A 13459-nucleotide genomic window follows, 5' to 3' on the forward strand; every position below is an offset into this window, starting at 1 on the left:
CATAAAGGCGATGGTGGTGGCTGATTAGATCGGATAATCTGCATCTGCTTGTGAATATAACTCACAAATAAAGGACTGAACCGATGAATGATATACAGGCATTTATTGCTGTTGCGCGCGAAAAGAGTTTTACCAAAGCGGCGGCGGGTCTGGGCGTCAGCCCGTCGGCTTTAAGCCACACCATCCGTAATCTGGAAGAGCGGGTCGGGGTTCGCCTGCTGGCACGCACCACGCGTAACGTCGCGCCTACCGAGGCCGGAGAACGCTTACTGAAATCTGTCGCCCCGCTATTTGAGCAGATCAATCATGAAATTGAGCGCATCGGTGAATTACGTAATACGCCAGCCGGCAATATTCGTATTACCTGTTCAGACGATGCCGCCGAAGGGTTATTACGTCCGATGCTGCCGGCGTTTCTGGAGAAATATCCCGATATCAGCGTAGAAATCTCGATTGATTATGGCTTCACTAATATCGTGTCAGAACGGTTTGATGCCGGTATCAGGCTGGGCGAATCGATCAGTAAAGATATGATCGCAGTTCGCATGGGGCCAGACTGGCGCCTTTCGGTCGTGGGGACGCCCGGCTATTTTAACACTCATCCATTACCGGTTATTCCACAGGATCTGGCCCAGCATCGTTGCATTAATATTCGTCATTCTCCTGCTGGCAGTGTTTATGCCTGGGAGTTTGAAAAAGCGGGACGCAAACTGAATATCCGGGTAAACGGACCGTTGCTTTCTAATAGCATCATACACGTGCTGAATGGCGCGCTGGATGGCATTGGTCTGGCCTATGTGCCGGAAGCGATGGCCAAACCGCACATCGAAAACGGCACGCTGATTGAAGTGCTGGCTGACTGGAGCCCGACTTTTGAAGGTTTTCATCTCTACTATCCCAACCGCCGCCATACCTCCTCTGCCTTCGTGGCCTTTGTCGATGCGGTCAGATACCGCGGCAAAGCCTGAGGTTGTTTCCGCAGAGTTGTTTCCGCAGATTAGTCGCCGCCCTGGCCGCCGGTTGTCATTCTCAATAGCGCTATCCAGCGCCGGCCGGACGGACTGCCTCAGCTGACCGGGGTGATTACGCCACCCCGCCACGCCGATAATACACCTGCCGCCCATGCCTTTGCCGTTATTCATGAATGGCACTCATAAGCTTATTTCCGACAGCGCGCTTCACAGCGCAGCGTTCTCAGCCCAGACTCTTTTACCGGAACAGGCGTCACTGTTCCCCTGTTTAACAAAACTATTAAGGATCAGCGATGCCGCATTTAAGCCTGACGTTTAATCCGCAGGAAATGACGGACACAGAAATTGACGCCATGGCTGAAGATCTGTGTGCGGTACTGATACGTCATTTGAATATCAATGAGGCCGCGATCTCCCTGGCGCTCACCCGCGTCAGTGCGGCTAACTGGAAAGCAGAAGTTTACGATCCGATTATTTTGCCCAGCCTGGCGAGGCTCTATAAAAAACCAGGCTACTCACTCTGATTCTGATCACTATCCGGGACTAAGATGATTAATTATGACTATCGCGGAAAAGTTGCGCTGGTAACCGGCGCAGCCTCCGGAATGGGTTTTGCCACCGCCCGCGCTTTCTGTGAAGCGGGTGCGGCAGTGGTGATGGCTGATTTTAATCCGCAGGCCTTATCACAGGCGGCAGAGTCGCTACGCGATAAAGGTTATACCCTGCTTGAAGTAGTGTGCGACGTGACCGATGAGGCACAGGTTAAAAATGTGGTCGACCAGGCGGTGACGGCTTTTGGCCGACTCGATGCGGCTTATAACAATGCCGGAATTCAAAGCCCGGTGGCTGAAACAGCCGATGCCAGTGGAGAGGAGTTCGATCGGGTTAATGCGGTGAATCTGCGTGGCATCTGGAACTGTATGAAATATGAACTTCAGCAGATGCGCATTCAGGAATCGGGTGCCATCGTTAACTGTTCCTCTCTCGGCGGACTGGTCGGTATTGCCGGCCGCGGTGTGTATCACGCCTCCAAACATGGTGTGCTGGGTCTGACCAAAAGTGCGGCACTGGAATACGCCGCGCGCGGCATTACGATTAACGCGGTCTGTCCGGGCATCATCAGCACGCCAATGGTCGGGACGATGCTGGAAAAAGAGCCCGAAGCGATGGATGAATTGCTGAAGCTACAACCGATTGGTCGTCTCGGCCTGCCGGAGGAAGTGGCAGCAGCCGTGCTGTGGCTGTGCAGTCCGGGTGCCAGCTTTGTGGTCGGCCATGCACTGGCCGTTGACGGTGGCTATACCGTGCAGTAAATCCGCTGCCCCCTGATGCAGCAGCCGGTACAACAAACATTACTCACCCTGAATCAGAAAGGAACAATAAAATGACTGATATTTTCAAATGTGGCTCTCAGCCTTCAATGGTCGGTCCGGAAGAGTGGTTTACCGGTACCGTGCGTATCGATCCGCTGTTTCCGGCCAACGAATTTGCCCGCGCCAGTGGCGGTGCCGTAACCTTTGAGCCCGGTGCACGGACGGCCTGGCACACCCATCCGCGCGGTCAGACACTGATCGTCACGGCAGGTTCCGGCTATGTTCAGACCTGGGGCGAAACCGCACGGGAAATTAAGCCCGGTGATGTGGTCTGGATCCCTCCGTTTGAAAAACACTGGCATGGCGCGAGTGCAACCACGGCCATGACGCATATCGCTATCCAGGAAAATGAAGAAGGAAAAGTCGTCGAGTGGCTGGAACATGTCACTGACGAACAATACGGCAAAATCCGTTAACGCCCTCTCACCCTGCGGGCAGGCATTCGGATCATCCGGATGCCTGCGTAGCCGTTATCTGACCCGCTTTAGACTTCACGCTGAACAGTAAGCTGAACATCACCTGAGAATCGCCAGCCTTCATCATCCGAAACGGTAAATAATCGCCGGACGGTCGATCTGGCAGCAGGTGGAATAAAAAAAGCCCGTAAATACGGGCTGAACGCTAACAATTGCGTAAAAATCACATCACGATTTCTTCCACCAAAAGAAGCGTGGATCTTTCCTGACTCCCTTTTCAGGAAATAAGATCATTATCTGAAAACAGTTCTCCTGGGCCGCTAACGTTACTGCCGGCCAAAAAGCAGGCGAAGTGTCCGGTAATAGGTGCGTTCTTCCTCCATTGACTGACAGAGCTCAAGCTGTCTGACTAATTTACAACACAGGGTCTTCCGGTTAATGGCTTCACCCGAGCGCATCAACTCACAAACAAGCACCCCCACCACCAGCGCGTGCGCGGCATCCTCGTCGTTAAGGTTCATTCTATTCAGAAAGTGTTCCAGCAGTTCGCTATTATTATCTCGCATACCGGCCCCAGCACGATAAAATAATTGCCACTGCTCTCTTGCCAAATATAAGGAAAGCCTGACCCAGAATTTCCGGGCATGGTTTATCTTAATCTCGTTAAATTAACGCTTAAACTTACAGCATCAGGATTTTCGATCTGAGACTTTATCCGGCGGCTTTTTCCGCAGGCGGCCTGCGGCTCACTTTACCCCCTAGTCGACCCGCCTCAACCGCACGCTCCGGATTATTCTTGAAGTTTCCGCTACTTATCTGTCCGCCTTTGCGTCCCGCCTCGCGCGCCCGCTCTGGATTTTCTGCAAAATTACCCGATCCACCACGCCGTTTTTGTTGTTGCATAATTTCACCTCAACTGAATGTACACAAATAAACAAATGCCCCACCAGAACAATTTAAATATTAAAACTGAAGTGATTATTTTCAAGAAAAATATTTAATCAAATAAAGTCATTTTGCCGTTTGGCTTTTTGGCTAAAACTGTCTTAGCAAAATTAAATTTAATTACATTTCAATTATTTAATTTATAAAACTGTACAGTAATTTCACCAAAGGTATAAATTTCTGAAATGTGAAATATGTGATAAACATCACATTTTAACCAAATTGAATAATCAGGAATAATTTTATTTAACTTTCGTTTAACAACGAATTCTGGCGAATAAAAAGCCATCGCCTGAATATTATTCAGAAATTAAGCGAAGCGATATAAAAAAATAAATGTGGCCGCATGTAAGATGATTAATTATAAGCCAACCGTTAGAGGATTCGCTGGTAAGCCCAGCATTAAATATGAATAAAAAACCGCTAGCCTGACTATTCAACAGGATAGCAAGGCGTCATGCACTTTAATATGGTACTACGCTTAATGACCTGAAGGGTAACTCACTGGGGCCTGCCGGTCGGGAAACTACGCCAGCCCGTGAAGCCGGCATTCGGTTAAGGAGGTGCTGACACCTTACAGTTGCTGCTTTCTTCGCTCAGCAGAGATGTCAGACTACCGGGCTGCCGCTGCGTGGTATTAACCCACCGCAACAACCGTTAATGCGCCATTAATCACCAGAGGCTACCGGGAATATTTTGTCGCTGACAACCCCTAATCTGACTCAGGTGAAGAGGCCTTAGCATCGTCTTCAGCAGGCGGCGAAAGGGTCTGTTCTGCCCGCCTGCCTGCGGTCTGGCTAACCGCTGAGCAGGTTTTTTGCCGAGGTCAACAGAAAGGCGGTCACCGAGGTAGCGTCAGAAATCTCTCCCTCGAGGATCATTTGCCTGAATGTGGCTATTTTGATGCTTTTTACCTGCAGATCCTGCTCTTCCTGTTCGAGCTGTTGCCCCTCAAACTTGAGTTCTGTCGCCAGAAAAATATGGTAACCCTGAGAAGAGTACCCCTGTGCCAGTTTCTGGTAGCCGACATAGTCCAGCTTTCCCGCCACCAGACCGGTCTCTTCACGCAATTCGCCAGCAGCAATTGACGCCGGGGCGGCATCTGGCGCGTGCTCCCAGCTTCCCTGGGGCAACTCCAGCGTGCGCTTCCCCAGCGGATAACGGTACTGTTCGACCAGATAGATTTCATCATCCTGCACCGCAACGATGACGACAAAATCGTCTTTCTCAATCACCGAATAGATGCCCTGGCTGCCGTCAGCCCGCAGAATTTGATCTTCTCTGAGCGTCATCCAGCGGTTTCGATAAATTTCTGTCGATGTGACTGTGGTTATTGCTGCACGCATCACTGTCTCCTTGATTATCAGAATGCTTTTACCATCGCGTTTAACTTCTCAAGCACAAACTCAGCCGCGCCGTCGAATCCTGCATTCTGAGCCACCACCTGCAGTCCCTCAAGCATCAGGGTGATCTCTTTGGCCGCTGTTTCCGGTTGACTGGCACCGGCTTCGCGACAAAGCGCCACCAGCCGGTGAAATTGCCGCTGCTTATGGGCAAATATCAGCGCCCTGACCTCAGCATAATGCCCGGTTGTTTCCGCCAGGGTGTTAGTAAACGGACAGCCACGCTTCAGCGTCCCGCTGAGGTTGGCGGCGATAAACTCGCCAAATCCCCTAATCCGGGCGGCCGGATTGTCAGGAAACTGCTCAGCAAGCCGATCAAAGATCTGACTGTAATCTTCAATCAATCGCCCTATCCACGTCAGAACCAGCACTTCTTTAGAGGCAAAGTGGCGATAGAGCGTCATCTTGGTCGATTCTGCCTCTTCTGCTATCGCATCTACCGTCACACGGTTAATGCCTTCCTGATAGAAAAGCTTTTCAGCAGCCTGAAGAATGCGTTCTCGCGGCGGCAATCGCGGTTGGATCTCTCTCGTCACTATTCACTCCTTGCAACGATACTAATTAGTATACTACGATACCGATCGGTATCACTCGATACTAAACAGTATACACGCACAGTCGCTGTTCGTCTTGTCAGCCACTAACCGGACCCTTATGAAACTTTCAGAATACACCGCCTGCGATGCTACCGGCCTCGCTGAGCTGATTAACCAGGGCGACGTCACGCCCGCAGAAGTTAAAGCCGCCGCGATTAACGCCATCAATAAGGTTAACGCTGAGGTCAATGCCGTGATTGAGATCTGGCAGCAGGAAGAGAGCCAGCCGCACGGTCCGTTTCAGGGAGTGCCGATGCTGGTCAAGGATCTGGGTATTTCCGTTAAAGGTCGCCGTAACGAACTGGGCAGCCGTCTGGCGGCCGGTCACGTTTCGTCTCACGATTCCAACCTCGCGCACCGCATGCGCCAGGCCGGTCTGCTGTTACTGGGACGTACCACCACCCCTGAACTTGCCACCAGCACCACCACCGAATCGCGTTTTCAGGGTGAAACCGCGACGCCCTGGAATCCGGCCTACAGTGCGGGCGGCTCAAGCGGCGGCTCGGCGGCGGCAGTGGCGGCCGGTATGGTGCCAGCAGCGCATGCAACCGACGGCGGAGGATCGATTCGGGTTCCGGCTTCAGCAAACGGATTGTTTGGCTTAAAACCGAGCCGTGGCCGCATCAGCATGGGACCGGATGTTGATGAAGTCTGGTCCGGGCTTGCAGTGCATGGCTTTCTCAGCCGCACGGTGAGAGATAACGCGGCGTTACTGGATGCGCTTCAGGGCAACCAGGCCGGCGATCCCTTCACCATTCCCGCCTCCGCGCAAAGCCTGCGCGCCTGCGTCACTCAGGATCCCGGCCGGCTAAAAATCGGTGTCATGATGCATCCGCTGAATGGCGCCCGCACTGCGCCGGAAGTCGCTGGCGCACTGGAAAAGACCGTCGCACAGCTTGTTTCGCTGGGCCATCAGGTTGAAGAGGTTTCGCTGGAAATCGGCAGCTGGGGGGCGTTTGTTGAAATGAACAGCCGCTTCTGGGCGGCAAATACCGCCGCCTGGATAGATGCACTGGCGGCCGCGATGAACAGACCGGTCAACCACGAGACGCTGGAGCCAGCCAATCTGGCGCTGTGGCAACTGGGCCATAGCCTGACGGCAACGGATTTCATCGCGGCGATGCAGATGCGTAACAGCGTCACGCAGAAGATGGCGCAGTTTTATCAGCAGTACGACCTGCAGCTGACGCCGGTACTGCCAACGTTACCGACGCGGCTGGGTGAGTACAATCAGCATCAGCATCAGCTGGATGGGCGCGGCTGGATGCATCACGTGTTTGATCACTCGCCGTTTACCGCGCTGGCTAACGTGTGTGGCACGCCGGCCATGTCGGTCCCGCTGGGATTCAGTCCGGCAAATCAGCTGCCTGTTGGCATGCAATTTATAGCCGGTTTTAATCAGGAGGCGGTGTTACTGAAACTGGCAGGTCAGCTGGAGCGCGCGTTTCCCTGGCATCACCGAAAACCCGCTACCTGGGCCGGGAACGACTGCGCGGGATAAGCCGTTAGCTCTCTGCTGGCAACAGCGGCGGTGTCAGGCAACAACGGGTAAGGTCAGAGAACGACGCGGATAACTGCACAGCAGAAGCAGCCTGATCGCTGCCTCTGCTGGTAATGGCAGGTTAGTTTAATGATTTTGCTGCGCCTTCGATGATGGCGGCGATTTTTTGCGGCTGTGACGCGTAAATCGCGTGGTTTCCTTTCAGTTCGGTCACCTTGCTGTTAGCCCGCTTAGCCATGAAGCGCTCCAGTTCAGGATTGATCGCCCGATCGGTGCTGGCGACCACCGCCCAGCTTGGTTTGGTTTTCCATGCCGGTTTGCCTGCAGGTGCATTAAACGCCGCGACGGCTGGCATAACCTGGGAACGCGCCAGCAGATCGGTTTCTTTTACCGGTAAATCCGCGGCAAAGTCAGCGTGGAACGATTCAGGTTTCAGATAGAGAAAGTGATCGTCGGTTTCCGCGATAGAGTGCGCAGCAGGCGGATATTTTTTCGCCAGGCTCAGTAACGAGTCACCTTCATCCGGTTCCATCGCCGCGATATACACCAGCCCCGCCACCGAAGGATCGTTACCCGCCTCGCTGATAATCATCCCGCCGTAGCTGTGGCCCACCAGCAGGGTTTTTCCGCTCTGCATTTTCAGCACGCGCTGGGTCGCAGCGACGTCATCCGCCAGTGAGGTTTGCGGTTCCTGCACAATCGAAACCTTGTATCCCGCTTTGCCCAGTATTTTAGCGATCGGATTCCAGCCAGAACCATCAACGAAAGCCCCGTGGACCAGCACAATATTTTTTACCGGCTCCGCCAGTGAGGACGCTGCATACACCGACATAACCAGACCTAACGCGATTGAAACCATTGATTTTTTAAACATGTGATTCACCTTATCAGTTTTGAATGCGATTCTGCGGCGTAACGCGTCCTGCCGGAGCGGGTCATCGCCAGCGTATTGTTTAAGCTGAATAATCTGTACCGCGCGTCGGATCGGACGGCATTAACGGCTAGCAGACCGTTAGCTGCCGTAACCGACGCGTCCCGGATCACACCGGCTGTTTAGCCCAGACTGCCTGCGCATTGGTAAATTCCCGCAGGCCGAAATGGGAGAGTTCGCGACCGTAGCCACTCTTTTTCACCCCACCGACCGGAATGCGGGCATTGGTGGCGGAGAAACCATTGATGAATACGCCGCCGGTTTCCATCCGGCGCGCCAGCCGCTGTCCACGCGTCACGTCACCGGTCCAGAGATTGCCGCCCAGCCCGTAATCACTCTGGTTCGCCAGTTCAATGGCGTGCTCAGCATTTTCCGCCACGCTGATGGCGGCGACCGGACCAAAGGTCTCTTCATCAAAGGCCGCCATACCCGGCACCACATTCCCCAGCACCGTCGGAGCATAAAAATTGCCGCTTCCCGCCAGCTTTGTTCCGCCCAGCAGCAGCGTGGCACCGGCTGACAGGGTGCGTTCAACCTGATGATGCAGTTCATCGCGCAGATCTTTTCTGGCCATCGGCCCGATATCGGTCTGCGGGTCGAGCGGATCGCCCACTTTCAACGCGCTGACCGCTTTAACAAACTTTTGGGTAAATTCGCTGGCAATCGGGGCTTCCAGAATGAACCGCTTAGCGGCCAGACAGACCTGCCCGGCGTTCTGGAAACGGGCCTCAACGGCTGCCTTCACCGCCAGGTCGATATTGGCATCGGCCAGCACAATAAAGGCATCCGAACCGCCCAGCTCAAGCAGACTTTTTTTCAGTGCCTTACCGGCGATGGCCGCCACCGCTGAACCGGCGCGCAGGCTGCCGGTTAAGGTGACCGCCGCCACACGATCGTCTTCGATGACCCGCGCAACGGTGTCATTGTCAGCAATCAGATTAGTGAACAACCCCACCGGGAAACCGGCGGCTTCATAAGCGTCCTGCAGGGCATAAGCAGAGCCGATAACGTTCGGGGCGTGCTTCAGGATGAAGCCATTGCCGGAGAGCATAATCGGACCTGAAGCGCGAATAACCTGCCATAACGGGAAGTTCCACGGCATCACCGCCAGTACGGTGCCAATCGGCAACCAGGAGACATACACCCGATCGTCGTTATCAACAGCCACCGGTTCGTCGGCCAGCACCGCCGGACCATTTTCCGCCAGCCATTCAAGGGTGACGGCGCACTTCTCTACTTCTGCCCGGGCAGCCTTCAGGGTTTTGCCCATTTCTGCGCTGATCAAGGCCGACAGGTTGTCAGAACGCTGACGTAGCACCACTGCGAGGCGACGGTAAGCCGCCACCCGCTCACGCAGCGGAGTGGCCCGCCAGATGCGAAATGCTGCTGCATTCTGCTCCAGCAACTGCTCTATCTGTTGCGCCGTCTGGCCGGCATAGGTCGCGATCAGCTCATCGGTTGCGGGATTACGTGATACCGCCAGCGGAGCGGAAACTGAATCGGGTCGGGCTGATTGAGATGACATATTGACTGCCTCCTGAGAGATGAAATGCAGCGCGGTTGTGCTGCGTTAAATCCATCTTAGGCATCTCATTTCAGCCCAGGAAGGCGTGTTGTTATCCTATTACTGGCAGTCACTGGCTACGTGTCGGGGGATATAGGTGACCAGAGACAGGTCGGGTCTGCCCTCAGGAGTTAACGCCACGTAGGTGAATTCGATGTGTCCGGAAACCGGGTGCATCAGGCGCTTACTTCCTTCGCTCATGCCCTGCACGTCGGTGTCCTGCCACCATTCGTGGAACTCCGGTGAGTTGTCTGACAGCTCTTTGATCAGCGCATCAAACGGGGCTTTGTTCTGAGCATGCGCCCGGGAGGCGCGAAAAACCGAGATCATGCCGCGCGCCATCTGTTCCCAGTCGAGGATCAGGGTGCGATAGGGCTGATAGAGAAAAAGCAGCCGCAGCGTATTGCGTTCGTGCGGCTTGAGCGAGCCGTAGTCGATGAACAGGTCGGCAATGGCGTCATTCCAGGCGAGGATATCCAGCCGGGCATTGCGCACGTAAGCCGGAATAGGATCGATGGCCCTGACCAGCATATCGAGACCTTCCGTCACCCCCGAATCGGCCTGACGCGGCACCGGTTGTTCCCTGGGAGAGAGCGCAAAAAGGTGAGATGATTCGACCCGGTTGAGTTTAAGCACGCTGGCGATTCGCTGCAGCGCGTCGGCAGAGGGCTTAATTTCGCGGCCCTGCTCCAGCCAGGTATACCAGCTGACGCTGACGCCAGCCAGAATCGCCACCTCTTCGCGGCGTAGGCCGGGCGTCCGACGCGCGCCTTTCGGCAGCCCATATTCCTGCGGATTTAACCTCGCCCGCCGGCTAATCAAAAAAGCCCCTAATTCACGCCGTTGCTCTGGTGTGGTTTTTTTTACCATCTGGCATCCCCTTTAACATTTTTATTGTGGTTCTGCGAACAACTGACACGTCCCGCTGTTTTTATATCAATACGGTGTTTTTATTAAAGCCTTCGCTCACGCTTACTTACACTCTTTCGCCCCCCGCCGGGTGACGGCAGTGCGCCGGCGTGAGATATGGCAACAAGGCGACGTTAGCCATAATCTGTAGCGGACATCCCCGATTAAAACGGAAGTGGATAAGATGACTGAAGAGAAAACCTCGATTACTGAGCTGGCAGAACTGGAGCGGATTTACGGCGCGGTGGCTACACCTTCACTGGCCAAGGTGACTGACCATATTCATCCGGCTTATCGTCCCTTTATCGAAGCCTCCTCGTTTGTGGCGCTGGCGACCTCCGGTCCGGACGGACTGGACGTATCACCGCGCGGCGATCCGGCGGGCTTCATTGAAATCCAGGATGACCGCACGCTGCTGTTGCCCGACCGGCGAGGCAATAACCGCATCGATAGCCTGCGCAATATTCTGCACGACAACCGGGTGGCGCTGCTGTTTCTCATCCCGGGGATTGGCGAGACCTTGCGGGTCAACGGCAAGGCGACAATCAGCACCGATGCTGCGCTGTTGGCCCACTTCGCCGTCAATCATCAATTCCCTAAAACCGTCTTGCGCATTGCGGTAGAGAGCGTCTTTTTCCAGTGCAGTCGCGCCATTATCCGCGCCAGATTATGGGACCCGGCGGTCCAGATTGAGCGTCAGCAACTGCCCAGCACCGGCAGTATCCTGAACCAGATCGCCGGTAACGCGATTGATGGCGAGGCGTATGATAAAGCCCTGCCGGAGCGGTTGAAAAACACGCTGTACTGAGTGTTTCAGCATGCTGACACAGTCAACCGCTGGCCAGCGATGGCCGACGCGCCACGCCTTGCTGCCCGGTTAATGTTGTGGAGAGTGCGGTAACCGGCGTTGTCACGCCAGCAGCACTGTCGATATGCTGTTTCAGCACGGCGCTGCTGATTACCTCCGCCGCTGCATGCTGCCAGCCATCAAAAAAACAAATTCGAAAAAGTGAATATGTTATTGACCCGGCGTGGCGAAAGCCTGACACTGCATCGCTACGGTCACAGGATGCTATCATGTCGCAAATCACCCCGCTTCAACTGTTCAAAAACCTTTCTGACGAAACCCGACTTTATCTGGTGTTATTACTGCGTGAAAAAGGCGAGCTGTGCGTCTGTGAGCTGGCGTCGACGCTGCAACAGCCCCAGCCGAAAATATCCCGTCACCTGGCTTTATTACGGCAACACGGGCTGCTTATCGACCGGCGCGACGGCAAATGGATCCACTATCGTTTGTCTCCCCATATGCCTGCCTGGGCCGCCATGATTATCGAGCAGGCTTATCTCAGCCAGCAGGATGAGATCCGACTGATTCACCAGCAGGCCGAGCGCGACAATGCCACCACCAACGGCAAGCCGGTCTGCATCTAAAAATTTTGTCCTTACATATTCGAAATAGCGGATATGTTTCGATTCAGTATCTACAGCCCGGCTGGCCGGGTGACGTTATTCAACAGGAGAAGCTATGTTTCTGGCGAGCGCGATTTTCGTCCTCACCCTGGTGCTGGTTATCTGGCAACCTAAAGGATTAAGCATTGGCTGGAGTGCCACGCTCGGTGCCGGCCTGGCGTTGCTGAGTGGTGTGGTGCAGATAGCCGATATCCCTGTGGTCTGGCACATCGTCTGGAACGCCACCGCCACCTTCATCGCGGTGATCATCATCAGTTTGCTGCTGGATGAGTCCGGCTTTTTTGAATGGGCCGCGCTGCACGTTTCACGCTGGGGCGGCGGCAGAGGCCGTCGGCTGTTCGCAGCGATTGTGCTGCTGGGGGCGGCAGTCGCTGCGCTGTTTGCCAATGACGGGGCGGCATTGATCCTGACTCCGATTGTGATTGCCATGCTGCTGGCGCTGGGTTTCAGCCCCGCCGCAACGCTGGCCTTTGTGATGGCGGCAGGCTTTATTGCCGATACCGCCAGCCTGCCGCTGATCGTCTCAAACCTGGTGAATATCGTCACGGCGGACTACTTCCGGCTCGGATTCAGTGACTATGCTGCGGTGATGGTGCCGGTTAACCTCGCCTCGGTTGCTGCCACCCTGGTTATGCTGCTGCTGTTTTTCCGTCGGGATATCCCGCACAGCTATGACCTGAGCAAGCTGAAGTCACCCGGCGAGGCGATTCGGGATCGCCGCACCTTTAACGCTGGCTGGCTGGTTTTGATTCTGCTGCTGGTCGGTTTCTTCGGCCTGGAACCGCTGGGAGTGCCGGTCAGCCTGGTGGCGGCGGTGGCGGCAGCTATCCTGCTGGCCGTGGCCCGTCGTGGTCGGGTGATTGATACCGGCAAGGTGCTGAAAGGCGCGCCCTGGCAGATCGTTATCTTCTCGCTTGGCATGTATCTGGTGGTGTATGGCCTGCAAAATGCCGGCCTGACCGACTACCTTTCTGCCGTGCTGAACCGCTTCGCTGAACATGGCCTCTGGGGTGCCACGCTGGGAACCGGTTTGCTCACCGCCCTGCTCTCTTCGGTGATGAACAATATGCCGACGGTGTTGGTGGGCGCGCTCTCCATCGACGGCAGCAGCGCGCAGGGCGTAGTCAGAGAGGCGATGGTCTACGCCAATATTATCGGCTGCGATCTGGGGCCGAAGATCACCCCGATCGGTAGCCTGGCGACTCTGCTGTGGCTACACGTTCTGGCGCAGAGAAACATCACCATCAGCTGGGGATATTACTGCCGCGTGGGGATAGTTATGACGCTGCCGGTGCTGCTGGTTACGCTGACGGCGCTGGCGCTGCGACTCTCTTTCTGACCTGACAAGCGGAACATGCCAGTGCCGTTCCGTAACGGAGA

The 13459-nt window shown here is 55.0% G+C and carries 15 protein-coding genes; 8 read left to right on the plus strand and 7 right to left on the minus strand.

The genetic code is table 11. The features are described 5' to 3' along the window. The first annotated feature begins 83 nt into the window (after positions 1-83). The 4 genes from ABIB18_RS17830 (at position 84) to ABIB18_RS17845 (ending at position 2760) form a co-directional block, all read left to right on the plus strand. Positions 84-968 (plus strand): LysR family transcriptional regulator, encoded by an 885-nt coding sequence (locus ABIB18_RS17830; protein ID WP_069729610.1) that lies wholly within the window; start codon positions 84-86, stop codon positions 966-968. A 296-nt stretch (positions 969-1264) separates the two neighbouring features. Next, entirely contained in the window at positions 1265-1495 is a 231-nt protein-coding gene (locus tag ABIB18_RS17835; protein WP_031377664.1) for a tautomerase family protein, read from the plus strand. 24 nt (positions 1496-1519) lie between these two features. Beyond that, a complete protein-coding gene (locus tag ABIB18_RS17840) occupies positions 1520-2284 on the plus strand; it encodes an SDR family oxidoreductase (RefSeq protein WP_084227915.1) in 765 nt (254 codons plus the stop codon). Positions 2285-2355: 71 nt separating this feature from the next. Further along, entirely contained in the window at positions 2356-2760 is a 405-nt protein-coding gene (locus ABIB18_RS17845) for a (R)-mandelonitrile lyase (RefSeq protein ID WP_031377662.1), read from the plus strand. 326 nt (positions 2761-3086) lie between these two features. On the opposite strand, the gene ABIB18_RS17850 is transcribed toward ABIB18_RS17845, so the two are convergent. From ABIB18_RS17850 to ABIB18_RS17865, 4 genes are all read right to left on the minus strand, one after another. After that, positions 3087-3326, minus strand: coding sequence for a biofilm development regulator YmgB/AriR family protein (locus ABIB18_RS17850; protein WP_084227913.1), 240 nt, complete (start codon positions 3324-3326; stop codon positions 3087-3089). A 145-nt stretch (positions 3327-3471) separates the two neighbouring features. Then, positions 3472-3663, minus strand: coding sequence for a con-10 family general stress protein (locus ABIB18_RS17855; RefSeq protein WP_072051044.1), 192 nt, complete (start codon positions 3661-3663; stop codon positions 3472-3474). An 839-nt stretch (positions 3664-4502) separates the two neighbouring features. Further along, positions 4503-5051, minus strand: coding sequence for an NUDIX domain-containing protein (locus ABIB18_RS17860; RefSeq protein WP_354475072.1), 549 nt, complete (start codon positions 5049-5051; stop codon positions 4503-4505). 17 nt (positions 5052-5068) lie between these two features. Next, complete coding sequence (locus ABIB18_RS17865; protein ID WP_031377661.1) at positions 5069-5644, minus strand: TetR/AcrR family transcriptional regulator; 576 nt, start codon at positions 5642-5644, stop codon at positions 5069-5071. A 118-nt stretch (positions 5645-5762) separates the two neighbouring features. Here ABIB18_RS17865 and ABIB18_RS17870 point away from each other — a divergent pair, with 118 nt between their 5' ends. Further along, on the plus strand, positions 5763-7205 hold the full coding sequence (locus ABIB18_RS17870) for an amidase (RefSeq protein WP_354475074.1): 1443 nt from the start codon (positions 5763-5765) through the stop codon (positions 7203-7205). Positions 7206-7326: 121 nt separating this feature from the next. Here the strand turns inward: ABIB18_RS17870 and ABIB18_RS17875 are convergent, their stop codons facing one another. The 3 genes from ABIB18_RS17875 to ABIB18_RS17885 form a co-directional block, all read right to left on the minus strand. Beyond that, entirely contained in the window at positions 7327-8079 is a 753-nt protein-coding gene (locus ABIB18_RS17875; RefSeq protein WP_031377716.1) for an alpha/beta hydrolase, read from the minus strand. 166 nt (positions 8080-8245) lie between these two features. After that, complete coding sequence (locus tag ABIB18_RS17880; RefSeq protein ID WP_031377717.1) at positions 8246-9661, minus strand: NAD-dependent succinate-semialdehyde dehydrogenase; 1416 nt, start codon at positions 9659-9661, stop codon at positions 8246-8248. 99 nt (positions 9662-9760) lie between these two features. Further along, positions 9761-10570: a helix-turn-helix transcriptional regulator gene (locus tag ABIB18_RS17885; RefSeq protein ID WP_031377718.1), complete on the minus strand. Its 810-nt coding sequence runs from the start codon at positions 10568-10570 to the stop codon at positions 9761-9763. 223 nt (positions 10571-10793) lie between these two features. Between ABIB18_RS17885 and ABIB18_RS17890 the strand changes: the two genes are divergently transcribed. From ABIB18_RS17890 to ABIB18_RS17900, 3 genes are all read left to right on the plus strand, one after another. Further along, positions 10794-11417 carry a pyridoxamine 5'-phosphate oxidase family protein gene (locus ABIB18_RS17890; protein ID WP_089562238.1) on the plus strand — a complete coding sequence of 208 codons (624 nt, stop codon included), beginning with the start codon at positions 10794-10796 and terminating at the stop codon, positions 11415-11417. Positions 11418-11686: 269 nt separating this feature from the next. Beyond that, the gene (locus ABIB18_RS17895; protein WP_089562237.1) at positions 11687-12040 is read left to right on the plus strand and encodes a metalloregulator ArsR/SmtB family transcription factor; all 354 of its coding nucleotides are present in this window, start codon (positions 11687-11689) and stop codon (positions 12038-12040) included. 94 nt (positions 12041-12134) lie between these two features. Beyond that, positions 12135-13418, plus strand: a complete 1284-nt coding sequence (locus ABIB18_RS17900; RefSeq protein ID WP_354475077.1) for an arsenic transporter — start codon at positions 12135-12137, stop codon at positions 13416-13418. Positions 13419-13459 lie beyond the last annotated feature (41 nt).

The organism is Pantoea sp. UYEF8 (assembly GCF_040546285.1).
GTDB classification, from domain to species: domain Bacteria; phylum Pseudomonadota; class Gammaproteobacteria; order Enterobacterales; family Enterobacteriaceae; genus Pantoea; species Pantoea brenneri.

What these genes read in the sequence shown, in the direction of transcription:
- ABIB18_RS17830 (WP_069729610.1), top strand. Translation starts at nt 84, where the DNA reads ATGAATGATATACAGGCATTTATTGCTGTTGCGCGCGAAAAGAGTTTT.
- ABIB18_RS17835 (WP_031377664.1), top strand. Translation starts at nt 1,265, where the DNA reads ATGCCGCATTTAAGCCTGACGTTTAATCCGCAGGAAATGACGGACACA.
- ABIB18_RS17840 (WP_084227915.1), top strand. Translation starts at nt 1,520, where the DNA reads ATGATTAATTATGACTATCGCGGAAAAGTTGCGCTGGTAACCGGCGCA.
- ABIB18_RS17845 (WP_031377662.1), top strand. Translation starts at nt 2,356, where the DNA reads ATGACTGATATTTTCAAATGTGGCTCTCAGCCTTCAATGGTCGGTCCG.
- ABIB18_RS17850 (WP_084227913.1), bottom strand. Translation starts at nt 3,326, where the DNA reads ATGCGAGATAATAATAGCGAACTGCTGGAACACTTTCTGAATAGAATG.
- ABIB18_RS17855 (WP_072051044.1), bottom strand. Translation starts at nt 3,663, where the DNA reads ATGCAACAACAAAAACGGCGTGGTGGATCGGGTAATTTTGCAGAAAAT.
- ABIB18_RS17860 (WP_354475072.1), bottom strand. Translation starts at nt 5,051, where the DNA reads ATGCGTGCAGCAATAACCACAGTCACATCGACAGAAATTTATCGAAAC.
- ABIB18_RS17870 (WP_354475074.1), top strand. Translation starts at nt 5,763, where the DNA reads ATGAAACTTTCAGAATACACCGCCTGCGATGCTACCGGCCTCGCTGAG.
- ABIB18_RS17875 (WP_031377716.1), bottom strand. Translation starts at nt 8,079, where the DNA reads ATGTTTAAAAAATCAATGGTTTCAATCGCGTTAGGTCTGGTTATGTCG.
- ABIB18_RS17880 (WP_031377717.1), bottom strand. Translation starts at nt 9,661, where the DNA reads ATGTCATCTCAATCAGCCCGACCCGATTCAGTTTCCGCTCCGCTGGCG.
- ABIB18_RS17885 (WP_031377718.1), bottom strand. Translation starts at nt 10,570, where the DNA reads ATGGTAAAAAAAACCACACCAGAGCAACGGCGTGAATTAGGGGCTTTT.
- ABIB18_RS17890 (WP_089562238.1), top strand. Translation starts at nt 10,794, where the DNA reads ATGACTGAAGAGAAAACCTCGATTACTGAGCTGGCAGAACTGGAGCGG.
- ABIB18_RS17895 (WP_089562237.1), top strand. Translation starts at nt 11,687, where the DNA reads ATGTCGCAAATCACCCCGCTTCAACTGTTCAAAAACCTTTCTGACGAA.
- ABIB18_RS17900 (WP_354475077.1), top strand. Translation starts at nt 12,135, where the DNA reads ATGTTTCTGGCGAGCGCGATTTTCGTCCTCACCCTGGTGCTGGTTATC.